This window comes from Microcoleus sp. D3_18_C4 (assembly GCF_036702355.1).
GTDB lineage: Bacteria > Cyanobacteriota > Cyanobacteriia > Cyanobacteriales > Microcoleaceae > Microcoleus.
The window spans coordinates 57,453-83,217 of the sequence record NZ_JAUBTF010000003.1; the positions used below are offsets into that span (position 1 = coordinate 57,453).

Annotated in this window: 15 protein-coding genes and 1 pseudogene; 13 read left to right on the forward strand and 3 right to left on the reverse strand. The window is 44.9% G+C overall.

Annotation, left to right across the window (positions count from 1 at the left end; all coding sequences use genetic code 11):
- Nucleotides 1–150: 150 nt before the first annotated feature.
- From QUA90_RS02055 to QUA90_RS02070, 4 genes are all read left to right on the forward strand, one after another.
- A complete protein-coding gene (locus QUA90_RS02055; protein ID WP_333386197.1) occupies nt 151–1,290 on the forward strand; it encodes a Gfo/Idh/MocA family oxidoreductase in 1,140 nt (379 codons plus the stop codon).
- Between the two features lie 108 nt (nt 1,291–1,398).
- Nucleotides 1,399–3,237 carry a CHAT domain-containing protein gene (locus QUA90_RS02060; RefSeq protein WP_333386194.1) on the forward strand — a complete coding sequence of 613 codons (1,839 nt, stop codon included), beginning with the start codon at nt 1,399–1,401 and terminating at the stop codon, nt 3,235–3,237.
- 166 nt (nt 3,238–3,403) lie between these two features.
- The gene (locus QUA90_RS02065; protein WP_333082234.1) at nt 3,404–3,985 is read left to right on the forward strand and encodes a hypothetical protein; all 582 of its coding nucleotides are present in this window, start codon (nt 3,404–3,406) and stop codon (nt 3,983–3,985) included.
- Between the two features lie 789 nt (nt 3,986–4,774).
- On the forward strand, nt 4,775–7,276 hold the full coding sequence (locus tag QUA90_RS02070) for a glycosyltransferase family 2 protein (protein WP_333443649.1): 2,502 nt from the start codon (nt 4,775–4,777) through the stop codon (nt 7,274–7,276).
- Between the two features lie 44 nt (nt 7,277–7,320).
- Here the strand turns inward: QUA90_RS02070 and QUA90_RS02075 are convergent.
- Nucleotides 7,321–8,426: pseudogene (locus QUA90_RS02075) on the reverse strand (IS630 family transposase).
- Between the two features lie 465 nt (nt 8,427–8,891).
- The gene (locus QUA90_RS02080) at nt 8,892–9,245 is read right to left on the reverse strand and encodes an IS630 transposase-related protein (protein ID WP_333326771.1); all 354 of its coding nucleotides are present in this window, start codon (nt 9,243–9,245) and stop codon (nt 8,892–8,894) included.
- Nucleotides 9,246–9,528: 283 nt separating this feature from the next.
- On the opposite strand from QUA90_RS02080, the gene QUA90_RS02085 reads away from it, so the two are divergent.
- The 7 genes from QUA90_RS02085 (at nt 9,529) to QUA90_RS02115 (ending at nt 23,500) form a co-directional block, all read left to right on the forward strand.
- Entirely contained in the window at nt 9,529–13,377 is a 3,849-nt protein-coding gene (locus QUA90_RS02085) for a glycosyltransferase (protein ID WP_333443650.1), read from the forward strand.
- A 295-nt stretch (nt 13,378–13,672) separates the two neighbouring features.
- Nucleotides 13,673–14,422 (forward strand): peptidylprolyl isomerase, encoded by a 750-nt coding sequence (locus QUA90_RS02090; protein ID WP_333158023.1) that lies wholly within the window; start codon nt 13,673–13,675, stop codon nt 14,420–14,422.
- A 132-nt stretch (nt 14,423–14,554) separates the two neighbouring features.
- Nucleotides 14,555–17,572 carry a peptidase domain-containing ABC transporter gene (locus tag QUA90_RS02095; protein ID WP_333326775.1) on the forward strand — a complete coding sequence of 1,006 codons (3,018 nt, stop codon included), beginning with the start codon at nt 14,555–14,557 and terminating at the stop codon, nt 17,570–17,572.
- Nucleotides 17,573–17,630: 58 nt separating this feature from the next.
- Complete coding sequence (locus QUA90_RS02100) at nt 17,631–19,631, forward strand: chromosome partitioning protein ParA (protein ID WP_333443653.1); 2,001 nt, start codon at nt 17,631–17,633, stop codon at nt 19,629–19,631.
- 229 nt (nt 19,632–19,860) lie between these two features.
- Nucleotides 19,861–21,678, forward strand: a complete 1,818-nt coding sequence (locus tag QUA90_RS02105; protein WP_333443655.1) for a hypothetical protein — start codon at nt 19,861–19,863, stop codon at nt 21,676–21,678.
- A gap of 3 nt (nt 21,679–21,681) precedes the next feature.
- Nucleotides 21,682–22,443, forward strand: a complete 762-nt coding sequence (locus tag QUA90_RS02110; RefSeq protein ID WP_333443657.1) for a glycosyltransferase family 2 protein — start codon at nt 21,682–21,684, stop codon at nt 22,441–22,443.
- Nucleotides 22,436–23,500 carry an NAD-dependent epimerase/dehydratase family protein gene (locus QUA90_RS02115; protein WP_333443659.1) on the forward strand — a complete coding sequence of 355 codons (1,065 nt, stop codon included), beginning with the start codon at nt 22,436–22,438 and terminating at the stop codon, nt 23,498–23,500. Before QUA90_RS02110 ends, QUA90_RS02115 begins: the two co-directional genes overlap by 8 nt.
- A gap of 84 nt (nt 23,501–23,584) precedes the next feature.
- On the opposite strand, the gene QUA90_RS02120 is transcribed toward QUA90_RS02115, so the two are convergent.
- A complete protein-coding gene (locus QUA90_RS02120) occupies nt 23,585–24,274 on the reverse strand; it encodes a methyltransferase domain-containing protein (RefSeq protein ID WP_333443661.1) in 690 nt (229 codons plus the stop codon).
- A 49-nt stretch (nt 24,275–24,323) separates the two neighbouring features.
- On the opposite strand from QUA90_RS02120, the gene rfbC reads away from it, so the two are divergent.
- Together rfbC and rfbD are read left to right on the forward strand one after the other, a co-directional pair.
- Nucleotides 24,324–24,869 carry a dTDP-4-dehydrorhamnose 3,5-epimerase gene (rfbC, locus tag QUA90_RS02125; protein ID WP_333230962.1) on the forward strand — a complete coding sequence of 182 codons (546 nt, stop codon included), beginning with the start codon at nt 24,324–24,326 and terminating at the stop codon, nt 24,867–24,869.
- 2 nt (nt 24,870–24,871) lie between these two features.
- Complete coding sequence (rfbD, locus tag QUA90_RS02130) at nt 24,872–25,744, forward strand: dTDP-4-dehydrorhamnose reductase (protein WP_333443664.1); 873 nt, start codon at nt 24,872–24,874, stop codon at nt 25,742–25,744.
- Nucleotides 25,745–25,765: the final 21 nt, after the last annotated feature.

Here is a 25,765-nt window from a genome sequence, read left to right on the forward strand (position 1 = left end):
AGTAGTCATTAGTTATTAGTTATTGGTCATTAGTTATTGGTTGCAGCTAACAACTAACAACTAACAACTAACAACTGCCAACTGCCAACTGCCAACTAACAACTGCCAACAGTGAACAGTCAACAGTTAACAATTCCCAATTATTAAATTATGTCAAAAATAGGCGTAGCAGTAGTCGGTACAGGTTTCGGTCAAAAAGTTCACCTTCCCGGATTCCAGGCCCATCACCGGACAGAGGTTGTGGCTGTTTATCACCGGAATTTAGACAAAGCAAAGGATCTCGCCTCTACCCACAATATCCCCTACGCTTGCGACTCGATCGCCGATATAGTAGCCATCCCAGAAGTGGCGGGCGTCAGCATTTCCACGCCGCCATTTTTGCATTTTGAAATGGCAAAAACCGTTTTGGAAGCAGGCAAGCATTTATTATTAGAAAAACCCACAGCCCTGACAGCAAATGAAGCCAGGGAACTTTACCGATTGGCAAACAACGAATCTCCAACCGATTTTAAAAATGGTGGTTCGAGAGCAATTGCCACAATGGACTTTGAGTTTCGCTTCATCCCCGCATGGCAAATGCTAGCAGAATTATTGGCAGCAGAATATGTGGGAGAGAAGCGTTTAATTAAGATTGATTGGCTGGTGTCGAGCCGCGCTGATGCTAATCGCCCCTGGAATTGGTACGCGCAAAAAGATCTAGGCGGCGGAGTTTTGGGCGCGACTGGTTCTCACGTTTTTGATTATATTAGCTGGCTGTTCGGCCCGCCCCAAAGGCTTTCTGGGCATTTGATTACAGGAATTTCGCGGCGGCCCGATCCGAATGATTCAGGAAATTTAAAATTAGTTGATGCAGATGATTCGTGCGCGTTGATGTTGGAATTAGCCGGGGGAACTCCTTGTCAAGTTTGTTTGAGTTCTGTTACTTATCAAGGGCGGGGACACTGGGTGGAAATATACGGAAGTAAGGGTACGTTGGTGTTAGGAAGCGACAACCAGCAAGATTACGTCCACGGATTTCGCTTGTGGGGTTCCCAAGGTGGAGAACCTTTAGCTGAAATCAAAATTCCTCAAAGATTGGAGTTTCCTCAAGTATATCCAGACGGGAGAATTGCACCGTTTATTCGAGTAGTAGATAGGTGGGTAGAAGCAATAGATGCCGGTAAATCTTTGATACCGTCCCTCAGAGAAGGGGTTTACTCACAGTTGTTGATGGATTTGACCCAGGAGTCGAATGCTACGGGAACTTGGGTAGATTTACCTAATATAGATAAATTTTTGGGCACTAAGTAAAAGTAAAAACTGCCAAAGCAATCTCACGCACTCGATCGCACCCCAAACCCGATAAACTACAAATAGAGAAACTCAATCCCACCCTATATCCAGAGTCGGTAGTTGTGAATGGCGCGCCCTGAAAGTCCTTGCCTCAGTATAGCGATCGCTCGCCTGAGAACCGCTGGGGCAAACCATTTTGCCACTTGGGTTCTACAAGCTCCTTATCCCAGCGGGTACGTTCACCACGACTGTATGTGGCCCGATACCCTCTCCCAATCTTGGAAAGCTTGGCAGGAAATGTTTTCGCCCTCCGGGACAATTCACGAATTGCCCCTAAATCCTGATGGAAGTTTCGTCTCGCCGGAAAACAACCAGAATATACTGGCAGAAACTGAACAACGAAGTCCTCAGTCGCTCCACCTCGCTCCAGCGACGCCCTCTGTTCCGCTCCACCTCGGTCAACAGGGGTGGGGCGACAAAGGGGATCAGCATCCGCCTCGGCCACCGGCAAGCTACAGCAGCCGCCTGATGCAGCATTTGGGGATTAATCTTTGGCAGTGGCTGTTTGAAGGGCCGATTCAGGGTAGTCTCCAGGAAAGTAAAGGTATCGCGATCGGGCAAAATCTACCTCTGCGAGTGCGCGTAGACTTGCGCGAACCGTATTTAATTGCTTTACCTTGGGAAATTATGCAGCCTCAAGCCGGTCAACCGGCAATTTCTCTGTCGCAGCAACTGCTGTTCAGCCGAACTACCAGCAATGTTGAACCTTTGCCACCCCTGCAGCCTGCGGAGTCGCTCAACATTTTGCTAGTTTTGGGACAAGCAGAACCCGGCGGCGGTGCTAATTCTCAATTTTCCAAGAGTAATAACGGTCATTTGCAGTTGGGAGAAGAAGCACTCGCCCTAGCTGGCGTTCTGGAAAGTGCTTTTCAAACCGACGACAGCGACAAATATTTTGACATCAGCGTTCCGACTCGCGTCGATACTCTGATCGAACCTACTCCGGCGGAACTCATTTCTCGGCTGGAAACGCAAGCTTACAACATTCTGTTTTACGCAGGCCACGGGATACCGGGCCCCGACGGCGGTTTGCTGTTTTTGGGGCCGGAAACGGCGATTAATGGCACTGAACTGGCTCAGGTTTTAGTTCGGTGCCGCGTGACTCTGGCGGTGTTTAATGCCTGCTGGGGAGCTCAGCCGGCGGTGGAGAGGCTGCACTCAACTAACGGTCAGCAACAGGCGATCGCCCGCAGCAGTTTGGCTGAGGTACTGATTCATCACGGGGTGCCTGCGGTGTTGGGGATGCGGGACTCGATCGCCGATCGCGAGGCCCGGAGTTTTATCCAAACTTTTGCCCAAGCTTTGGCCGGACGGATGTCGATCGATCGGGCAGTCGCCGTCGCCAGACAGCAGTTATTGACCCTCTACAAGTTCAATCAACCGGCTTGGACGCTGCCTGTGCTTTATATGCACCCTGAGTTTGACGGTCAGCTAACTGAGCCGGTAGATGACCTCAAAACAGAATTGCCTTTAAATTCTTCTACTTGGTTGGGACGGTTGCCGTCTTGTGCTTATTTGCGGGGGCGCGATCGACCAAATGCCAAATCCACCGAATCGATTAATCAGGTTTGGCCGATTCGCGCAGGTATGGTTCGAGTCGGACGCTGGGAAGAAAATGACGTAGTGATTCGAGAACAGTGGGTTTCTCAAAAACACGCCGAGATTTTCTGCCGGAACACTATCGGAGATAGCCGGGAAGAACCTAGCTACTTCCTGCGCGATTTTTCTCGCTACGGGACTCTAGTTTTGGGATCTGAGGGATGGCAGAGAGTTCACCACCAAGAATTTCTGCTACGCAGCGGGACTCAGCTAAAATTTGGCAGTTCTCAAGGTCAGATTTTTGAGTTCACTATTGAGGTTCCTAAAACTTCGGGGTACAGTGAGACTGATTGCGGAACGAATTAAGGTGCGGGTGTAGCTAATGAAGGCAAGCGGCTACTGGCACAGCAAAGTTCTGGGCGTTGAGTGTCCAGTCTGAATTTAAAAGAGTTACTCACCACTGATGGCTCGCAACTAGCTCTTGGCACAGTCCCCCTTCTGTCTTTTCCTTTTCCCACCTAGGTATTACATCATGGCTACCCAATCTACTGATTCTGAATATTTTCGCGACTCACAAACTCAAGCCCAGATGGAACTTCTCGCCACAATTGTTCAGACTGATGTTGCTTATCCCTGGAATCCTGCACAGCTTGAATCCGAATCTTATTTAGCTGCCCTAGAGCAGGAATTTGCGCTATCTGATTCCTTCAGCGACAGCGATATTGCCCTGAAGTCGCAAGTTTTATTCTCGCAATTAGAACAAGTTTGGCTGACGACTGCTCTGCAAAAGTCTTTGCGCGAGAAATTTGCTCGCGTTCCTCAAGATTTTCTGGCCAGCATCGCTCAAAGCGTGCAAAACGCCACTGTTAAGTATCAATCTTTAGCTGACCAAATGGTAGAGTGCGTCTTAGATATTTTGCCTCAGTGGGCTGAGGAAGATTTGCAGGTGTTGGCACGTCCTTTGGCTTATGCCATGCGAGATGTTGATTCGGAAGGGGGGGAATTAGTCATGGCTACTACAAGACCCTGGGCTCAATTGTCGGAAATAGAACAAGCCAGAGTTAGTTTGGCTGTCGCCCGCTATGCAATCTCGCAATTAGAAATGGCTGATTAGTTTTTGGATGGCTAAATTTTTGTGCTGCGATCGCGGTAATTTTTTTAAATTAATATAAAATTAATCTACCTTTAGTTAGATGTCAAATTCATCTAATTGCTAAACTTTCTGGATTGCTATAGTTTGATATAGCAATCCTATTTGATTTGTAGACAAGATATAGCCTTGCTCAGTAACATGAGGTCCACGCTTGATAAGCGGGCATAGACCTCCGGGGGCATAGGCCTCCGTGGGCATAGGGCATACCTCACCAAGATTGAGAACTGCTGTAATTTTTTTTGAACTATAGCAAGCGCGCCCGACGTTTATGACCCAGATGTGGCAGTATTTTCAATCAGCTTTTTATGGGCGGCGTCGCAGAAACGGCCCACAAGAATTATTTTTTATTATGGAATAGGCCCGAAAGCCTGTTGCCGACATTGCTGAAATCCTTGCCGAAGATTGCTTCTGATATCTTTTCCGGTTGAGTGGGAATGATAAAGTCAAGGTCAATAATTCCACATTCCCCCACTCCCCACTCCCCATCATTCCAGTGTTACCGGAATCCATATGACTTCTCTCCTGGGTAACTCAAACCTTCTTCCTTCTTCCTTCTGCTATATTTTGCCAGGTTTGGACTCGCTAAGCAGTTTGGCAACAGCAAGCAAGATGAATTATCATACAATGGTCAGAATGTTAAAAAATGTAAATATACTAATGGGGGTGTGTCGGAATTTTCCACAGAATTAAAAAGTGGACAGCAGCAAACCCTTACTGTTGCATGCACGATCGGGACTTTAAAATTATTTTATGACAACTTCAAGATTTGATCTTCAAGACTTGAAACGCCGCTTTGGGCGGATTTCGCGGGTGCCGATGGCAACGCTAGTCGTGTTGGGGGTGGTTGCTTTCGCAGGTGCGATCGCCGCAGCCTGGTTTGGCCGTGAAGGTACAGTCAGCGGTATTTTTGCCACAATCAACACTTGGCAGCAAAACCCGCCTGTGTGGCTGCAAGTGCCTGCTACGAGCAAGATGTATTTGTTAGTGCCGACTATCGTGCTTGTCTCCGTTGCTTTAGCTGCAATTAAAATTTCGCCTCAACCGCAGAAATGGTCGCGCGCTGTGGTAGTTGCAATTGTTCTGGCTTTAACCATTCGCTACGTTTTATGGCGATCACTCGCTACTCTAAATTTGACCGATCCCCTCAACGGTATCTTTAGTTTGGGGCTGTTTTTCCTAGAAATGTTACTGGTTTTCAACACCAGTATTCAACTGTATTTAATGCTGAGAATGAAAGACCGGCGTCGAGAAGCCGATCGCATGGCAGTTGCAGTTGAAGCTGGAAACTTCACCCCGCCAGTAGATATTTTCATCCCAACCTACAATGAACCGGCTTTCATTTTACGGCGCAGTGTAATCGGCTGTCAAGCATTAGATTATCCCAACAAAAAAGTATATTTGCTTGACGATACTAAGCGGTCTGAAATCAAGTTGCTGGCAAAAGAACTGGGATGCGAGTATATAACCAGACCAGATAATATTCACGCCAAAGCTGGAAACATTAATCATGCCACAGCCCTTACAAATGGAGAACTAATTGTAGTTTTCGATGCGGATTTTATTCCCACTAAAAACTTTTTAACTCGCACAGTTGGATTTTTTCAAAATCCCGAAATCGCCCTCGTTCAAACACCGCAAAGCTTTTACAATCACGACCCCATCTCTCGTAATTTAGGTTTAGAAAATGTGCTGGCGCCGGAAGAAGAAATCTTTTATCGGCAAATTGAAATCATCAAAGACAGCGCCGACAGCGTGGTTTGTTGCGGTACATCTTTTGTTGTGAGGCGGACTGCTTTAGAAGCAGCGGGAGGATTGGTCACAGATTCAATCTGCGAAGATTATTTTACCGGAATTCGGCTGTCAGCAACCGGATATCAATTAGTTTATTTAGATGAAAAATTGAGTGCTGGTTTGGCGGCTGAAAATATAGAAGCTCATCTAAATCAAAGGCTACGCTGGGCGCGAGGCACTCTTCAGGCATTTTTTATTGATTCCAATCCTTTAACAATTCGCGGTCTCAGATTCGTACAAAGGCTGTCTCATTTAGAAGGATTGCTGCACTGGTTTACCAGTTTAACCAAGGTTTTATATCTGTTGATACCTGTAGCTTATTCATTTTTCGGCATAATTCCTTTGCGGGCAAGTGCGCGGGAATTACTGTACTTTTTCCTGCCTTACTATTTGGTGCAACTTACTGTGTTTTCTTGGCTGAACCGCAGATCTGGATCGGCTTTGCTTTCCGATGTTTATTCGTTCGTCCAGTGTATTCCTTTAGCGGTGACGGTGGTGAGTTCCATGCTGAATCCCTTTGGGAAAGGGTTTCAGGTGACGCCAAAAGGAATGGCGAGCGATCGCTTTCGTTTTAACTGGAATTTGGGATGGCCTTTGATTGTATTGTTCGCAGCTACAGCAGTCAGTTTGTGGCACAATTTAAACATTAATTTAGTTAAAAATGTTGACACCGTACAGTCAATATCCGAAAGTGCACAGTTGTCAAAAGGAATGAGTTTGGGGTGGATTTGGAGCGGTTACAACCTGCTGATGATCGGGATTGCATTGCTGATTTTGGTGGATATTCCTAAGCCGGACATTTACGAATGGTTCAATTTACGCAGGGTTGTACAATTGAATATTGGCGGTAAAAGTTTTTGGGGTATAACCACTGTAATTTCGGAAAGTGGCGCGGAAGTTGCTTTGACGCAGTGGCCAAGTTTTGCGGTGAAAAATAAAGGCAGTAAAGAAAGTTTTACAGCAGCAGAGATGTCGCAAAAATATGCCTTTGAGACAAGTTTATCCCAGGGGAAAATGAAACCACTCTCTCCCAGTGCGGCAGTCAAACCAAGGAGCTCGGTAGCGCCGTCTGTTGTTGAGTTGGGCACAGAGCGTCGTTTAGCCAAAGGTTTAATTGATTGCGATTCTGCGACTCTGGAAATCATGGAAGAGAACTGTTTTATTCCTGTGGCTAAGATTGAGTTGGTGAGCGATAAATCTCAGTTGGAGTCAAGTTTTCGGGATGGAAAAGAGTGCAGTTTTGTGGAATTTCCAACTGTGCGAATTGCGTTCGATCGCCTGAACATTAGCCAGCACCGCTGTTTGATCGAAATGCTGTACTGTCGGCCGGGCCAGTGGCAGCGCCAGGAAACTCCCGGAGAATGGCGAGCGCTGTGGCTATTGTTGAGAATTGCTTTGAAACCGAGAGCTGTTTTTGAGAGGAATAGGTCAGTTAGACCGATCGCAGTTTCGCAACTTTAGCCATATCTCGCTGTTATAGCGATCGCAAATCATTCGTAAATTAATTAAGGGTTCGATCGAGCAGCAGTTCCATTGAGTGTTGGTTCAAAAATACCAAATTTGTGTAACTTGAGAAAGTCAAAGCTTTGTGACTGTATGGTAAAATTGAAAAACCATTTAACCAAGGCATTCATAACTGAGCCGATTCCCAAATTTTCTCACCCAAGTCTTGGCATGAAGCCAAATATCTTCGACTGGATTCTGCTGCCTAGCATTAGGAGCAAACAGGACACAAGTTAAAGGCCATTCATCCCGCTCTTTACCTTGATTAATTTCTTCTAGGTAAGCTTTCATTTCTTTATATTTGTGATAGCTGGCTCCATCCCCAATAATCAAATGTCTGGCTTCGGGATTTAAAGATTGTAAGTCTTTTAAGTAAGCCACTGTATTCTCAGAATTTGCCGTTGCATATTCTCGCAGAACAAACTGTTTTGTTAAATAATTTACTGCGTCATAATAAGTTTGTTTTTCTATCTGATTCACGCCTTGGTATTTCTATTCTCTCGTTGCGCCTTCTCCAAAGATAACCACAGACATCTTCCCACAATAGATGACACTCATCAATCAAATACACCACAAGCTTTCTCGCTTCTATAGCTGAGCGGTGTTCTTCCAGAATTTCACAGATTTCTTGGTGCTTTTTTTTGACGAGTTCTTCATCACGTTTTGGATTCTTTTTTTGAAATTTTTTCCAGCTAATTCCCGCTGAATTAAAAAGTTGGTAGTAGCTAGTTTTTGATTGAAATTCAATCTGATATCGCTCGGCTATATAATTTGACAATTCGGATAAATCCCACTGGTTTTTATTGGTTAACCATTGGATGACTTCCGCTCGTTCTTCAGGCTTAAGTTGTCCCCGCGAACCCTAATGATTTAAGCGCAACCCTTCAATTCCATGCAACGCATAATTGATTTTCCACTTACTGATAAATGGAGATGATACTCCCAATATCTTTTGAAGAGTTTCGCGGGGAACCCCTTCAATTAACATGCGGATAGAAGCAGCTTTTTTAAGTTCTCTTGGGTCGGGATTGCTGGCAATAAAATTTTCGAGTTACAATAAAGCTTGGACTTCATGCTCCACTTTTTGTGCCGATTTCTTTTGAGACATCTCAACTCCTACTGAGATTTACGTCCTCATTATTATACATGATTTGTGATTTACAATTCATTTGCGATCGCTATATATCCTGATTAAAACATCACAGTATGAATATTGGGGTAACATAAAGTTAGTTATTTTTCTCTAAATTAGCCAATCCATGAAACTCAACTCATCTTTGTTTTATAAAGCGGTTTTGGTGGCAAATTTGCTCCTAGCATCTGTCACCAGTGTGAGTGTCGGTGTTTAAGCCGAAACCAAATACCATCCTGAGAATTATCGCTCTAAATGCAGTTTTTAGGGACAGAATCAACGACAAGCACAAACAATAGGCTGTTCAGTCAAGCAGAATCCCAACAAAATTACAATAGTATCATCTAAAAACACACTCATTGTGTGGGTCGATATGCTTGACTTTTTCCCAATAATCTAACCTTAACTTCATGACTCTTTCTGTTCCGGCTTGGCTACTTCTCACTGTTTTTTTTTACGATTTAATCCCAACTTTTGTAAGGCGTTACACATGGCTGTTCTACCCACCCAATTTCCCGTCTTCTGGGCAAATAACTCACACAATTCTAGTAAGGTTGCATCGGGATGTGCTGCCACTATTTCTCTCAAAGAAGCTGTGGAATTATTCAAATGACTGTATCTCGGTTTCCCCCTGGGTTTCGGCTGTAAATTCCCCTCTATTTTTTGTTGCTTGACCAGTTTTTGAACTAAACTTTTACTGACGGAAAATATCGCTGCTGTTTTTCTGATCGACAGCTTCTGCTCGATATGGGCTGCTACTATTTTTGTTCGCAAATCTACTGAATATGCTTTCATTGGTGTATTTTTTTAATCTATTCTTATTGTACCTCATAACACCCGGAAGTGCTGTATATGGATTTCCTTTGGGAAAGAATGTTCGTGCCACAGTTGCTGTCATTTCTGGAATTGACGAGCAGTCGCGGGGATGAAGAGTCATAATAAATTATTTAATAGGCTGCGTGATTACACAATCATTCTGCCTATTCAGGACGGCGATGCCTGAGGGGTTTCACCCCTCAGACATTCGCCAACAGTCTCAAAAAATCCACACTACACTGTGCTAAATTCATTAGAAACTATGAACCCTAGTCTAGGAATAAACATCGCCGGCTACATTAACGGCGAATTTGGTATAGGAGAAGGTGTCAGAGCTAATATCAGAGCTGCAGAAGCCGCCGGGATGCCCTTCGCCATAAACAATTTTACCCGCAGTCCTCACCGCAAACAAGACACCACATATCAAAACTTTAGCCAAGACAATCCCCATCCCGTAAACTTAATTCAAGTCAACGCCGATCAAGTTGCAGCCTTTATCAAACATACAGGTTCCACCTATTTTGAAAACAAATACAATATCGGCTTTTGGGCCTGGGAACTTCCCGCATTTCCCCCAGAATGGCAGCCAGCATTTAATCACTTTCACGAAATATGGACTTACAGCAACTATTGCGCCGAGGCAATTTCTGCACTTGCGCCAATTCCTGTCATCAAAATCATGCCAAGTATTGATCTTCCCGCACGTTCCCTGAACAGAGAAGCACTGAATTTACCGAAAAATAAATTTATTTTCTTGTTTGTATTCGACTTTTCCAGCCGCATTGAGCGCAAAAATACTTTAGCGACAATTCAAGCATTTAAACAAGCTTTTGGCGAAGATGACCGCCTCTTGTTGATTATCAAATCTTCTAATTCAAACAAACATTTAGAGGAGCAAAATTTATTAAAATCTGCCATAGCTAATTCTTCAAATATCAAACATCTAGACGGGTATTTGTCCAAAAATAAACTTAACGGTTTGCTGTATAATTGCGACTGTTATGTATCCCTGCACCGCTGCGAAGGATTTGGATTAACAATGGCTGAAGCCATGTTTTACGGGAAACCCGTAATTGCCACCGGCTATTCATCAAATACAGAATTTATGAATGTCGGCAATAGCTATTTAGTCAAGTATAAGTTAATCCCAATTGAGCAAGATTGCGGGCCTTACAAAAAAGGCAATGTTTGGGCCGAAGCAGATGTCGAACACGCTGCAGATTTAATGCGGTACGTCTTTAACAATTACCGGGAAGCTCAACAAATGGGAGCGGTGGCGGCAGAAGAAATTAAGACTTTACTCAACCCGCAAGTTACAGGTAATAAAATTAGCAAACGTCTCGAATATATTGCCGAGATTACCGATAACTTTCAAAGCATACCTCTGTCAGGAACAGCCAAAGCGAAGTCGGCAAAAATTAGGGCTAACTTGCCACCATCACAGCAACAAAGTCAATTAAAAGGAGAACTGCCAAAGGAGCAGCCGAAGGTTAGCATTTGCATTCCGACATACAACGGAGAAGCATTTATTGGGGAAGCAATTCAAAGTGCTTTGGCCCAAACATACCCTAACATAGAACTGATTATATCCGATGACGGCTCCACAGACCGCACAATTGCGATCGCCCAATCATTCCAATTACAAACTTCAGTCGATTTCCGCATCGTACTGCACCGCAACTACGGTTTATCACAAAACTGGAACTTTTGCATATCTCAAGCAAAAGGTCAATACATTAAGTTTTTGTTTCAAGACGACTTGCTCGCGCCAGAATGTATTGAGAAAATGGTCGCAATCGCCCAACAAAACCCAGAAATAGGTATGGTTTTTTCCCCGCGCGGCATCACCATAGCTGACGATGAATCTAACCCGATTTTGCGCCTAGCTTCCCAATCAATTAAAGATTTGCATAAAAGTTGGTCGAATTTAAAATCTATTCAGCCCGGAAAAGAATTACTGGCTGATACTAACTGCTTGAGCAACCCCATAAATAAAATTGGCGAACCGAGTACCGTCTTAATTGCCGCGCGAGTTTTTGCAGAAATAGGATTATTTGATTCGGGATTATCTCAGTATGTAGACTTAGATATGTGGTGGCGAATCATGGGAAACTATCACATCGGATTTGTAGACGAAAAACTGTCGTCGCTGCGGATTCATCCCGAACAACAAACTTGGAAAAACTTCGCTGCTGGGGAAAATCATAAGGATGTAGTCAGATTTTACAAAAAACTACTAAATAGTCCTGATTACAGTTTCCTGGAGCAACAAATCAAACAGACAATCCGCCAAAAGTTGGCATTGAGAACCCAGCCGAGTTTATCGGAATTGTCACCACTGCTTGATCAATACAATAAATTTCCCTCAAAACAGCCTCTTCTCGCGCTGCGCCCATACCGCCAACAGCTAGCTGAATATTGGCTGAATTTGCCAGCGGAAAAATTAGAAACTGCTTACTCGAAAGATATGGGTAAAGCTCATAAATTGCTACTAGATAGCGCCCTCAAAAATGAAAGTTTAACTGAGTCAGAACAAAGTTTTGTTCAGCAGTTATCCTCGAAACTTGCTGAAGGAGGAGAAATTGCCGAGAAGATGCAATATCTCCTCGCAGCGATGCTGTACCGCGACGCTTATCAGTTGCCACTTGAATATAACAATGCAGCGATTCCCCAGTGGTTTTTTGACGATTTTCTGAAATTTATATTTCAGTCTCCCGGTTATTTTAAACAAAACTGGGAAGTAGAAAGGTACTCTGAATATTTCCAGCAGTTAATCAAATACGTCGCTGCTAATATCGCTAGTTTTCCCGATTCAGAAGTTTGGCGTTATTTGGGGGATTTTATTGCGAAAAATGTTAGATTCCAACCTTTGTATTTTAGCGAGGTCAATCTACTCCATATATTGAGTCAGCGAGCTGATATTCTGGAATTTCATTTGAAAAATATCGGCTGTCAAATAGAATGGAATTTTCCTCATAGAGAACCTGAAAGAACTAAAATACGAGTTGGCTTTTTGCTTGATAAAATTAGTGATGAATCCGAGACTCGTGCTGCCATTTCGAGTTTTGAATATTTAGACAGAAGCAAATTTGAAATAATCGTGTACTATTTCCAGGTACAAGACGAGCGACTGGGGAAATATTGCGAAAATTGCGCCGACAAACTGGTGCAACTGTCAGAAGATTTGCCCAATCAAGTTCGAGAAATGCGATCGCACGATTTAGATATTCTGCTAATCTGCACCAATACTAGCGACACTTCTCAACCAAGTGCCCTCCTGTGCCTGCACCGACTAGCGCGGGTGCAAATAGCTACCGGTGCATCAACCCCCGCAACCACCGGCACCCGAAATATCGATTATTTCATTGCTGGAGATTTGACATTGCGCGCAGGTGCAGCAGCAGAGTATCGCGAAAAATTAATTAGTTTAGAAGGGTCGGGAGTTTGTTTAAGCTATACTGTAGGATCAGCACCTGGCAGAGTTGAACCGACTCGCAGGAGTTGGGGAGCTACAGACGAATCTGTAGTGTTCATGTCCGGCGCTCCAGCTTTGACAATTATCCCAGAATTGAGAGAAACTTGGGCAAAAATTATTGCTGCCGTACCGAATTCTATTTTAGTTTTGTATCCCTTTAGTTCCCGCAATGGAAACTATCCGACGGTGCCTTTTTACAACCAAATTCGATCGCTCTTTGCCGAGTTTGGGATTGACAAAAAGCGCTTAGTTGTGATTAAGGCGCTGCCATCTCGCGCCGATTGCATAAAATGTCTGGAATTGGCTGATATATATTTAGACTCATATCCATACAGCAGTGCCTGCTCCTTAGCAGAACCTCTGTTGGTGGGGTTGCCTGTAGTGGTAAGAAAAGGGCAAACAACTCGATCGCGACAATCAGCCGCCGTGCTCGAAGAACTGCTACTTCCGGAACTGGTAGCAAACAGCGAGAACTCTTATTTAGAGCTGAGCACAGCACTGGGTACAAACCCAGAACTGCGTCGGCACTACCGCGAGCGAATCCAGCAAAAAATGGCGGCAAACCCCAAATATCTCGACAGTCGCGCTTGCTCGACCCAACTCGAAACACTCTTTGAAAGACTATTCCGAGAGTGAAGGAAGAAGGAAGTTCAGCAACTAAGCAGTGTACGGGATTTAACGGATGGATGTTGAGGGAAGAAGGAAGATGGCAGAAGTAAAGATTTTCCCACTCTCCCACTCTCGCATCCCGCTACCATTGTGAGACCCGCGGGGAACCCCTCGCTAGGCAGAGCGTCAAGAAATAGACAGCAATAGCGCTAGCCCACTGACGGTCTGCTATCATCGGGGAATCGAGGGGTTAGTGGTTGTCGCTCTTTTCCTGCCACAGCTAAATTAAAAGGGGAAGCGCAAGTCAGTTGGAGATAAAAAAATGACAGGACTTTTTCAAATAGGCGATAAATTATTGCAAGCTCAGGATATGCCATCGCTCCTGAAGCGGTATCAGTTGATGCCGCAATTCTTGCGCGGTGTAATAGTAGACCAAGCGATCGCATCCTTTAGTTGCAGCGACGAAGAACGAAAATCCGCCGTCCTTGACTTTCTGGCCCAACACCAACTGACAGCCCCCGAAGCCAAAGAAGCTTGGCTGCGCGGCCAAAATATGACGGAAGAAGAACTTCAAGAGATGGCCGTTAGGCCCTTGCTGATCGAAAAATTTAAGCAAGCCACTTGGAGACCTAAAGTAGATAATTATTTTTTAACCCGCAAAGCCAGCCTAGACCACGTAGTCTATTCCCTGGTACGCACCAAAAATCCAGCATTAGCAAACGAACTTTACTTTCGCATCCTCGAAGGGGAACAAACCTTTGCTGAAGTGGCCCGCGACTATTCCGAAGGGCCCGAGTCCAAGTCAGGTGGCTTGTTGGGCCCAGTACCCCTGAGCCAGCCCCACCCGGCAATCAGCAAACTTTTGTCCGTCAGCCAGCCAAATCAACTCTGGACGCCGCGTCCTCTGGCAGAATGGATGGTAATTATTCGACTAGAAAAGTTCATGCCGGCCCAGCTCGATGAATCGATGCGGCTGCACTTGATTAACGAACTCTTTGAAAGCTGGCTCGCCGAACAGATATCGCAAATAGGCCCGCTACAGCCCCTCTCCTCCGTGTCTTCAATATCATGACAATCCAGCAATTGGGTCAGGGGCCCCCGGATTTATCCGTGGAGACTTGAAAAAGCGTAGCATCCTGACAAAAACCCCCTGGATTCATCTGTGGATTCAATCTAAAATCTAAAATCTAAAATCTAAAATTGGATGACTTCTTCCGCTGTTTCCCTCTCCCAAATTCAGGATTTCCTAGCTCAAACACCTCCCTTTGACCGACTGTCAGAGACGGCTCTGACAGCCTTGGTGGCTAAATGCCAACTCCTTGGCTACCGGACGGGGCAACCCCTGTTTGAACGGGAAAAAATGCCGACTCAGGTGGCAATTATCTATCAAGGCCAGGCGCGGCTGCTGGGCTTTGACCAGCGCTCGCAGCGCCACGTAAGTTTGCGCTTGGTGCAGTCGAAGGAAATTCTCGGCTGGGCTGGGTTGCTCAGGGGGGTTCCCTGCGAAACAGCGATCGCCTCTACAGATGTGATCGCGATCGTCCTACCTGCCGAAGATTTCCTGAGCGTACTGGAAAAACAGCCGACTTTTGGAGAAGCCTTTCGCGAACACTGTTCGTTGAGCGAAGTATTTGAACTGTTGAGCCTGGAGTTGCAGCGCCAAGCCGACGGCACTTCTAATCTCAAGGAACTCACCCTGCAAGCTTGGCAAGATGCGACAGTTGTCAACGTACCAAACGGCAACAAAAAAACTCAAGACATCGCCAAAGAGCTAGATGCCGATCGAATTTGGCTCGTCAGCAGTGGCGTCTTGGGCGACTTTCCCACCGGCAGCCGCTTCTCTGTGGAGGAAAACGCAGCCAAATCCTTAAAAGTAGAAGGTCGCCTCGGCGCCCGCTTGGTCGGCTTCCGGGAACCCTCAGCATCACCACCAGAGCTAGAAGATCCCCCTATTGGCGGGACAGACACAGGAACAGGAGGCTCAGGGAAAAAGCCACCCATCATTTTTGAGGATGTACCCCCCGCCCCACCTACTCCCCCAGAACCCGCAAGGGACCAACCAAAGGATGCGGGCAGATATCCAGTTTTCCGCGCCAAAGGGCAGATTGACGCTCCGCTAGCTTGCTTCCAGATGTTGAGCAAGTATTTCGGCCTGAAATTTCGTCGAGATATCATCCGCAAAGTTCTAGAAAATCAGTTAAAAACCGCTGGTTCTATCAGTATGCAAGCCTGCGGGGCGATCGCCCAAAGCATCGGCCTCACGCCCCAATTGGCGCAAGTGCCAGCAGAAGCCATCAACCGCATCAAAGCCCCCGTAATGATTAAATGGCAAGATAGCTTTGCCATTATTTACAGCATCACCGAGCAAGAATTGGTGATGGCCACGCCCGAACAGGGGCTGATGCGGAAGCGGATACCTCAGTTTAAAGAAATCTGGGGCGAACAGGGAGAAGTCCTGCTCCTGCAAGCTCCGCAAGTCGAACAAAAAGAGCAGTTCAGCTTCTGGTGGTTTGTGCCGGCGCTGATGGAACACAAGACAGTGTTTTTTGAGGTGTTGCTCGCTTCGTTTTTTGTACAGTTATTTGGTCTTGCCAACCCATTAATCAGCCAAATAATTATTGATAAGGTCTTAGGTCAGCGTAGCATTGACACCTTGGATATTTTGGGTGCATTTCTGTTAGGTGTTGCTCTGTTTGAAGGACTGCTCAACGGTTTGCGTACCTTTTTGTTTATAGATACCTCAAACCGCATCGATGTCAAATTGAGTGCGGAGGTGATCGACCACTTGCTCCGGCTGCCCCAAAATTACTTTGACAACCGGCGCGTCGGAGATTTGGTCTACAAATTCAGCATGATGGGCCAGATTCGGGAATTCATGACGAGTACAGCTCTGACAGTGGTTCTTGATGCGGTATTTTCGGTGGTTTACGTCGCCGTTATGCTCTCCTACAGTGTGCAGCTAACGTTTGTATCTTTGGCAGTGGTACCGATACTGGGGCTGATGATTATTCTAATCAATCCGCTGGTGCTGCGCCTGATCAAACAAAGAAATATGCGTTTTGCTGACTCTCAATCTTATCTAGTAGAAGTAGTCAGCGGGATTCAAACTGTTAAGGCTCAAAATATTGAATTGAAATCCCGATGGGAGTGGTCGAGCCGCTACGCAAAATACATTACAGCCAGTTTTAAAACCATTATCACGGGGACTACGGCCGGTACGATTAGCGGCTTTTTAAACCAGGTGGGTAACTTAGCTCAGTTGTGGGTGGGAGCTTATTTGGTACTGGGAAATGAGATTACTTTGGGTCAGTTGATTGCTTTCCGAATTATTTCCGGGAACGTGACTGGTTCGCTGCTGCGTTTTGTGAGCGTCTGGCAAAGTTTCCAAGAAGTCTCAATGTCGATCGATATGCTTAAGGATGTGGTCGATACGCCGACGGAAACCAGCGATGAAGACCGGAGCAATATCCCGCTGCCGGCAATTCAAGGGCAGGTTACCTATGAGGAGGTTTCCTTCCGATTCCTAGAAAGCGGGGCACTGCAATTAGCTAATGTTAATTTGGAATTTCCTGCTGGCAGTTTTGTGGGAATCGTGGGGGGAAGCGGTTCCGGTAAAAGTACGGCGATGAAGCTGTTGCAGCGTCTTTATCCGCCGTTGTCGGGCCGGATTTTTATTGACGGATACGACATTTCTAAGGTGGAACTGTACTCGCTCCGCAGCCAACTTGGGGTGGTGTTGCAAGATACTTTGCTGTTTAACTGTACTGTGCAGGAAAATATTGCTCTGAGTAATCCCGATGCGAGTACGGATGAGATTGTGCGAGCTGCAAAATTAGCGGTAGCTCACGATTTTATTATGGGCTTACCTGCTGGCTACAATACGGTGGTGGGAGAGCGGGGTTCGTCGCTTTCTGGGGGTCAAAGGCAGCGTTTGGCGATCGCCCGGACGATTTTGCAAAACCCGAAACTGCTGATTTTGGACGAAGCTACAAGCGCTCTCGACTACCATTCCGAACGCCAAGTTTGCAATAACTTAGCAGAAGCTTTTGCCGGCCGCACGGTGTTTTTCATTACTCACCGCCTGACTACCATCCAAAACGCCGATGTAATTATTATGATGGATCAAGGTTCTGTAGTCGAGCGGGGAACTCATAAAGAATTAATGGCTCTTAAAGGGCGTTACTACTGCCTCTTCCAACAACAAGAGTCATCGAATACCTGATCTCTAACAACTCACAACTGATCACTAACGCTTAACAACTGAGAACTAACAAATGGCTATGAAATCGTTAATACTTTCTGAGCAACCAGTCATTCTCGAAAAACCAGCGATTTGGTCGCACTTGTTTTTGTGGATGATCATGCTGATGACCACTTCTGCTGTAGTTTGGGCTTATTTTGCTAGCGTAGAGCAAGCTGTCCCTGCTGTCGGCCAATTGGAACTCAAAGATGGTGCTAGAGACATCCAAGCACCTGCTACGGGCGCTGTGGTGAGACTTCACGTTGAAAATGGCGATCGCGTGGAAAAAAACCAGCCTCTGCTCACTTTCAACCCCATAGCACCCAGTGCCGATTTAACATCGATACAGAAAACTAAAGAAGCTCTGGAAAAGGAAAATAAATTTTACGAAGATGTTGTCAACGGCAAAATTCAAGGCGCTGTTCCTTCTAACCTAGAATCAACAATCAAGGACAGACAGAGCCTCACGGCACAAAATCAAGTGCTGCAAGCTTTGATTGACGAACTGTACCTCAATCGGGGAGCTAGCGGAAATTTTGATGCTGCTCAGCAAGGACTTTATGTTAATTATCGATCGGAATTTCTGTCTCGCGTCGCTGCTGCTCAAGGCCAAGTTCAGGAGTTAGAAAAACAACTGAAGCAAGCTCAGGATGCTGAGAAAGCCGCCGGCGATCAAATGACAGTGGCACAGCAACAATTGGGTTTTGCCCAAAACCAATTAAATTATGCCCAGCAGCAGTTAAGTTCTTCGCAAGAGCAAGTAAAATCCGCCCTGGCTCAGAGAGATTTGGCCCAAGAACAGTTAGCGAAATCCCAACAAGTATTGAAGTCGAATCAAAACATTCTAGGCAGACTCGCCCCCCTGGTAGAGGAAGGAGCCATCGCTGAACTGCAAAAAGAACGTCAAGAGCAAGATGTTTTCAGAGGCCAAAGCGACGTTCTCAAACAGCAAGATCAAATCAAGCAGCGCGAAGGTGAAATCAACTCTCGCAAAGGCGAAATTAACACACGCCTCGGTGAAATCAATACGCGCCGAGGCGAAATTAACGCGCGTCAAGGTGACATCCAAAAAATTAGTGCTGACATACAGCGCCAGCAAGGAGAGCAAGCGCGCATTCAGGAGTCTATCGCCCGCGCCCAAGAACAGTTAAAAAACACCAAGGATTCTTGGGCAAAAGAACTTTACAGCAAAATTGCTGAAAACGAGAAACAAATTGCCAGCAGCGATTCTCAGCTAAGCCGCTTCAAAGTGGAAAACCTGAAAAAGTTGTCCGAGGTGAACGCTCAGCTAGAAAAGGCTCAACAAAACCGCGACACTCAAGTGATGAAGGCTCCGGTATCGGGGGTAATCTTTGATTTGAAGCCTTCTACGAAGGAGAAAGCTAAGTTGGATATGGCGAAAGATCCGATATGCCAATCCATTATTAATACGGTGCTGAAACCGGGCGAACCGCGCCCAGCACGCTGCGAAGAAGCTTATTACGAAGCGCAGCAAACTGAAAAGCTGCTCAAAGTTTTGGATGACGACAACGGTCTGGAAGCAGTTGTTTACCTGGAAAACAGCAATGTGGCTCTGGTATTGGATGCTTTGAGACAGAAGCGGGCAAAATTGGAGCAGTATCACGGCAAGCAATTAGACGGAGAAAAGATTGACTGCGAAATAGGTAAAAGTTGCGTTTGTCCAGAGAAGGAAGTTAACAGAGAGAAACTGGGTTTGACGAAATACCAATGCGTGCCTGTGGAAGTGAATGTAGAAGCTTTCCCAGCGATGGAGTTTGGTACTGCTGAGGGTGAAGTGATAGAGATTAGCAGCGATGCTGAGCCTCCTACTGAACTGCGGAAATACTATGCTTTCAAAACCAAAATTAAGCTCAAAAATCAGAAGTTTGTTTTGAACAAGGACAAGGCAAATGAAGTGGAGGTTAACTTGCAGTCGGGAATGTCCGTGAGTTCTAATATCAATATTGGCAAGCGGACTGTTTTGCAGATGTTTATCAACCGATTTACTGGGAAAATGGATACGTTCAAGACTATTAAGTAGCGAAGAGTTGACTGTTGACGGTTTACTGTTGACGGTTTATTGTCAGTCGAAAAGCTGATGATATCATGTCCGTTCGAGCGACCGCGATTTTTGTCGGGGCGGGTTCAGCAACAATACCTGCGAATAATTGGCAATCTCAAAAACCCGCCCCGACCGGGATGTTATGGTTAATCGCTCGGACATGATATGACGAGAGTTTACAATTCCGATGCTACCGGATTGGATATTAATGAAAAAAATCATATTATTTACTTTATATCTAATTCCTGTCCTCTTATTAATCGGATTTGTAGCGAATTATAGCGTTAATGTTCCCGTTGATGACGAGTGGAGGTTAGCTAGCCTTTTTGAAAAAATAGCTGCGGGAAATGTAACTTTTAACGATTTTTGGGCTTTGCACAGCAACCACCGCATACTTTTCCCTAAAATAATTATTGCGATGCTGGCTTTTGCTTCCCGATGGAATATTAATTATCAGTTGTGTCTCAGCATAGGTTTGGCTGCGATAACTTTTATTGCTATGTACAAGTTATCCTCGATGCAAGTTAAGAATGTCGCGGATGATTTGTGGCATTTAGCTAATATTTTAACTTGTATTTTGCTTTTCTCGCTAGTTCAGCACGAAAACTGGCTTTGGGGATTTCAAGTGGCTTGGTTTTTTGTAAATTTATGTTTTGTAGCTGCGGTTTATGCGCTGGTTTCACATCACAAATTATTGCCTAATATTAGAATCTCTATTGCTGCTGTATTCTGCTTTTTTGCGAGTTTTTCGCTCGCTCAAGGCTTGCTGTCTTGGTTGGCGGCGATTCCGGCTGTGGTGGCTTTGGAGGGAAATGCAGCGCAGAAACGAAAAAGACTTATTGTCTGGATGCTGCTCTTTGTGGCAACTTGTGCTGTTTACTCAATAGATTATCATCCGAGTCGGAAAACAAGTATTATTTCATTGTTGAAAAAGCCGTTTGTGGTGATTGATTACTTTTTAAGTTTGCTGGGTTCGCCAATTGTGCGATCGCCTGGGGTTGCGGCATTTGTAGGATTGGTAATTTTTGCAAGTTTTATATTTTTTGTCGTTTATTTTGGCCAAAAGATGGTATCAAGTTCGGTAGCTTCATCTGTGAGTGCCAACTCAGAAAAGCAACCTCAAGTCCCGGCGATTCCTTCGTCCATCGCAATCACAGATAGGAAGGATATTGCTGAGAATTATCAGGCTTTACCTTGGCTGTCAATAGGTTTTTTTTCGGTTTTATCTGCTCTGTTTATTACCGCTGGAAGGGCTGAATTTGGGGCAATCCAGGCGATCGAATCGTCGAGATATACGACTAATTCGATTTTGCTGTTAATTGCTGTGGTTCAGCTATGGCAATTGTTTGTCCGAGGTAATTATCAAGAAAGAAAAGCAACGTTAAAGAGTAATTATAAATTTATTTATCGGGTAGTAGCAGGGCTGTTAATTGCTACACTTATTTTTAACTCTCAACAGGCGATCGCCAAAACTCGATCGGCAATTATTTACAAACAAGGCGCTCAAGATTGTTTGCAGTTAATTAACTATCTGGAACCCTCTGATTTTTTCAATAATTCACCGGAAAGCTGTTTGAGGGTGCTGAGTAAAAAAACTTGGCTGGTGAGAGAAGGCGCTGCAATAATCGAAAAAATAGGTTGGATAAAGTTCGCGAAAAATGTAGAGTTTATTTCTAATACCGAGAAAGTTTACGGTTATTTAGACAAATCTCAAACTAGCGATAAATCCTTGACTGTTAAGCAAAATGATGCTGTCAAGGCTGCTGGTTGGGCGGTTTTGCCAGAAAAATTGCCACAGCCGAATATTGTACTGCTATCTGTCGGCGATACACAATCTTTTTTTGCTAACGCTTATGTAAATTTGGACAGTCCCGACATCGCTAAGAGTTTAAAATCTGAGTTGTACAACAATGCCAGGTGGGCTGTTGATTTGTCGGATAATAATTTGCCGATCGCCCAAACCGAAATTAAAGCTTGGGTGTATAATCCTCTTGACAACCAGTTTGTCCAGTTGCGCGGAGGATGAGGAGTGAAAATTTCTGTGATAATACCAGCCCACAATGAGGAGGGCTGTTTGTACGGTACTGTGCGGGCGATCGCCCAGACGCTGGATTTAGAAGGCATTCCGCACGAAATTTTGATTGTGAATGACAACAGTGTCGATCGAACTCTTGATATTTGCCAGGAGTTGTCAGAGACTTTTCCCACAGTTAGATATATCAACAATCAACCTCCGAATGGTTTCGGATTTGCTGTGCGCCGGGGATTGGCGGAATTTGACGGAGATGCTGCAGCAATTGTGATGGCGGATGCTTCCGACGATCCGATGGATTTGGTAGCAGGATACCGCAAACTACAAGAAGGATATGATTGCGTTTTTGGTTCCCGCTTTATCAAAGGTGGCTTTATAGTTGATTATCCACTTCACAAGTTAGCAATTAACCGCTTAGCAAACTGGTTTGTCAAAAGTATTTTCGGCTTGCGCTACAGCGATGTCACTAATGCTTTTAAAATTTACCGCAGAGAAGTAATTGAAGGCGTACAACCGATTTTGAGCCATCATTTTAATTTGACAGTGGAACTGCCTTTAAAAGCAATAGTTCGGGGTTTTTCCTATACGGTGATTCCTCTGAGGTGGTACAATCGGACTGCTGGTATTTCTAAGCTGAAAATCAAAGAGATGGGCAGTCGATATTTGTTTATTGTCTTGTATGTCTGGCTGGAAAAACATCTCTCTCGCGGCGACTACCACCGGACTAGAAAGATAGCAAAATTAAAAGTGAATGCCTGAGAGAATTTTAATTGTTGGTGGTGCCGGTTTCATCGGCAGTTGTTTGGCAATTGGCCTGAAGAAACTGCACCCGGAATGGCAAATAATTTGTTTAGATAACCTGCGTCGCCGGGGCTCGGAATTGAATCTGCCTCGGCTTAAAAGTTGCGGTATTCAGTTTGTTTACGGGGATATTCGCACAGCGGCGGATTTAGATCCAGTTGCACTGAAGGCTGACTGCATTATAGATTGCGCTGCGGAGCCTTCTGTGCTGGCTGGTTTTAGTTCGCCTCAGTACGTTTTGCAGACGAATTTACTGGGCACTGTGAATGTTTTGGAGTTGGCAAGACAAACGGGTGCGAGTTTGCTGTTTTTGTCTACGAGTCGGGTTTATCCGATCGCCAGTGTCAAATCTGTTAAGCTGTTAGAGTTGCCGAATAGATTTGCGATCGCCCCTGAGCAAACTTTACCCGGTATATCCGAGTTGGGCATATCAGAAGACTTCCCATTAAAAGGACACCGTTCGCTTTACGGAGCAACTAAATTAGCTTCGGAATTGCTGATTGAGGAATACAGGGAAGCATACAATGTGCCTGCAATTATTAACCGCTGCGGGTTAATTACCGGTGCTTGGCAAATGGGTAAAGTAGATCAGGGAGTTTGCGGTTTGTGGGTGGCGGCTCACTATTTTCAAAAGTCGCTGAGTTATATCGGTTTTGGCGGCAACGGCAAGCAAGTTAGGGATTTGCTGCACGTTGAAGATTTGTTGAGGTTAGTTAATTATCAATTAGAACATTTCGCTGAATTTGACGGCGAAGTTTTTAATGTTGGCGGTGGTTTGAGCAACAGTCTTTCTTTGGTTGAGACAACTGATTTGTGCCAAAAGATTACCGGGAAATCGATTTCAATTAATCCTGTTTTGGAGGAACGCGCGGGGGATATTCCGATTTTTATTACTGATTCTTCTAGGGTGATGGAGAAAACAGGATGGTGGCCTGTTATTGGGCCGGAAGCGGCTTTGCAGGATATTTATGATTGGATTGCTGCTAATGAGGTGGTGTTAAGCTCGATTTTGTAGAGATTTTTTTACCCCAGATGCAGAGGGATAAACACGGATAAACGTAGATGTATCTCTCTGCCCGGATCTGACTGGGAATGCCTGTCATGAGTCTCTGCCTCTATTGTTTTTTTTCGATGCTTTAACAAACATTTGGCCTCCCAAAAATCCCCACAAAAAAGGTAATTTTAAGTAAACTTTTAAAAGCCAGGGCGATGCCGGTCTGCCTTTGGTCGAAAATGGTAAAAATCTCGGTATGATTAAGTCGATTTCAAACCCGACTGTTTGTAAAAGTTCTTGCAGCGATAAGTGGGTAATTGGTAATTGATGGTCGATAAAGTCGTAATACTCTTTGAAAGAATATTTAAAATTTGGTTGGACAACTAAGAGAGAACCCCCTGGCTTAAGTGCCTCAAAGCAAAATGAAATAATTTGGATTAGTTCTTCTTTATTGCGGAGATGTTCAAAAAAGTTAGAGATAAATATGCGGTCAAATTGTTCGCTAAAAGCTAGTTTGTCATCAAAACTTAAAACATCAATGTTCAGCACTTTCACATCAGGATTGGCAAATAAATTGGAATCGGGATTGATATCAATTAAACATTTTTTTTTAGCCAGAATTTGATTTATAAACTCGCAGTAACCGCCGCCAATATCTAAAATGGTAGATTCGGGAGGAACATAATCTTGTAAAAATTCGTCAATTAAAACTTTCCAGAGTGCCACCTTGGCTTGCAGTTGTCGGGAATCAAATCGATTGGCGTACAAGTTTTTGAGATATGCGTCGGCTTTCATAGTAAAATAGCAGAGACTGAGTATTAGTTTATCACTTTCACAGCTAACTATGAATGTTATATCTACCGAAATACCGGAAGTTCTGATAATTGAGCCGAAAATTTTCGGAGACGATCGCGGTTTCTTTTTTGAGAGTTTCAATCACAAAGCTTTTGTTGAACAAACAGGCGTTACCGCAGAATTTGTTCAAGACAATCATTCCAAATCTTCTAAAAATGTGCTGCGGGGTTTGCACTACCAAATTCAGCAGCCTCAAGGCAAATTGCTGCGGGTAGTTGCGGGAGAAATATTTGATGTAGCGGTGGATATTAGAAAAAGTTCGCCGACTTTTGGGCAGTGGGTTGGCTGTTTAGTGAGTGCAGAAAATAAACGGCAATTTTGGGTGCCGGCGGGATTTGCTCACGGTTTTTTAGTGGTTTCCGAGACGGCTGAAGTTTTGTACAAAACTACAGATTATTACGCACCGGCACACGAGCGGTGTATCCTGTGGAATGACCCCGATTTGGCGATCGACTGGCCACTAGATGGTGCCCAACCAATCTTATCAGCTAAAGACCAAGCTGGACAAACGTTGAAAAGAGCTCAAGTGTTTTGATCATGAAAATTTTACTCGCAGGCGGCAGCGGACAGCTAGCTCAAGAATTGCAGCCGATTTTATTATCTTTGGGAGAGGTTATTGCGCTCGATCGCACTCGCCTCGACTTATCCCAACCCGAAAGCATCCGTCAAGCAATGGCTGAAATTCAACCGGATTTAGTCATCAATTCGGGTGCTTACACTGCGGTAGACAAAGCCGAAAGTGAACCAGAATTAGCATATGCAGTCAACGCTATTGCCCCAGGAATTTTTGCCGAAGAATGCGAAAAACAGGGAGCAAGTTTGATTCACTTTTCTACTGATTATGTATTTGACGGCAGCCACGGTTCTGCTTATCTGGAAACAGATTCTACGAATCCACTGGGAACTTACGGCAAGTCGAAATTAGCAGGCGAGGCAGCAATTCTAAAATCGGGAAACCGACATATTATTATTAGAACTGCGTGGGTTTACGGCAACGGTGGCAAAAGTAATTTTGTCAAAACCATGCTGAGGTTGGGAAAGGAAAGGGAAGAAATTCGAGTAGTAGCCGATCAGATCGGAAGTCCTACTTGGACTGGGGATTTAGGCGCGGCGACTTCACAAATTATTCCTCTCCTTGGGCCAGAAACTTTTGGAACATACCAGTACACTAACAGCGGTGTTTGTAGTTGGTACGATTTTGCGATCGCCATTTTTGAGGAAGCAGCACAACTCGGCCTTCCCCTAAAAGTTCAGCGCGTAATTCCCATCACCACCGCCGAATATCCAACACCCGCAAAACGTCCGGCTTTTTCTGTCCTCTCTACGGTAAAAATATCAGCACTTCTAGGCACGTATCCTCCCCACTGGCGGCAAGGACTCAGAAAAATGCTGGCAAGAGAAGTGAAATGAAATAAGATTTACCCATAGAAA

Coding starts and splice junctions, on each gene's coding strand:
- QUA90_RS02095 (WP_333326775.1), top strand. CDS start 14,555: ATGACTTCTTCCGCTGTTTCCCTCTCCCAAATTCAGGATTTCCTAGCT.
- QUA90_RS02115 (WP_333443659.1), top strand. CDS start 22,436: ATGCCTGAGAGAATTTTAATTGTTGGTGGTGCCGGTTTCATCGGCAGT.
- QUA90_RS02120 (WP_333443661.1), bottom strand. CDS start 24,274: ATGAAAGCCGACGCATATCTCAAAAACTTGTACGCCAATCGATTTGAT.
- QUA90_RS02070 (WP_333443649.1), top strand. CDS start 4,775: ATGACAACTTCAAGATTTGATCTTCAAGACTTGAAACGCCGCTTTGGG.
- QUA90_RS02085 (WP_333443650.1), top strand. CDS start 9,529: ATGAACCCTAGTCTAGGAATAAACATCGCCGGCTACATTAACGGCGAA.
- QUA90_RS02105 (WP_333443655.1), top strand. CDS start 19,861: ATGAAAAAAATCATATTATTTACTTTATATCTAATTCCTGTCCTCTTA.
- QUA90_RS02080 (WP_333326771.1), bottom strand. CDS start 9,245: ATGAAAGCATATTCAGTAGATTTGCGAACAAAAATAGTAGCAGCCCAT.
- QUA90_RS02060 (WP_333386194.1), top strand. CDS start 1,399: ATGGCGCGCCCTGAAAGTCCTTGCCTCAGTATAGCGATCGCTCGCCTG.
- QUA90_RS02065 (WP_333082234.1), top strand. CDS start 3,404: ATGGCTACCCAATCTACTGATTCTGAATATTTTCGCGACTCACAAACT.
- rfbC (WP_333230962.1), top strand. CDS start 24,324: ATGAATGTTATATCTACCGAAATACCGGAAGTTCTGATAATTGAGCCG.
- QUA90_RS02055 (WP_333386197.1), top strand. CDS start 151: ATGTCAAAAATAGGCGTAGCAGTAGTCGGTACAGGTTTCGGTCAAAAA.
- QUA90_RS02090 (WP_333158023.1), top strand. CDS start 13,673: ATGACAGGACTTTTTCAAATAGGCGATAAATTATTGCAAGCTCAGGAT.
- QUA90_RS02100 (WP_333443653.1), top strand. CDS start 17,631: ATGAAATCGTTAATACTTTCTGAGCAACCAGTCATTCTCGAAAAACCA.
- rfbD (WP_333443664.1), top strand. CDS start 24,872: ATGAAAATTTTACTCGCAGGCGGCAGCGGACAGCTAGCTCAAGAATTG.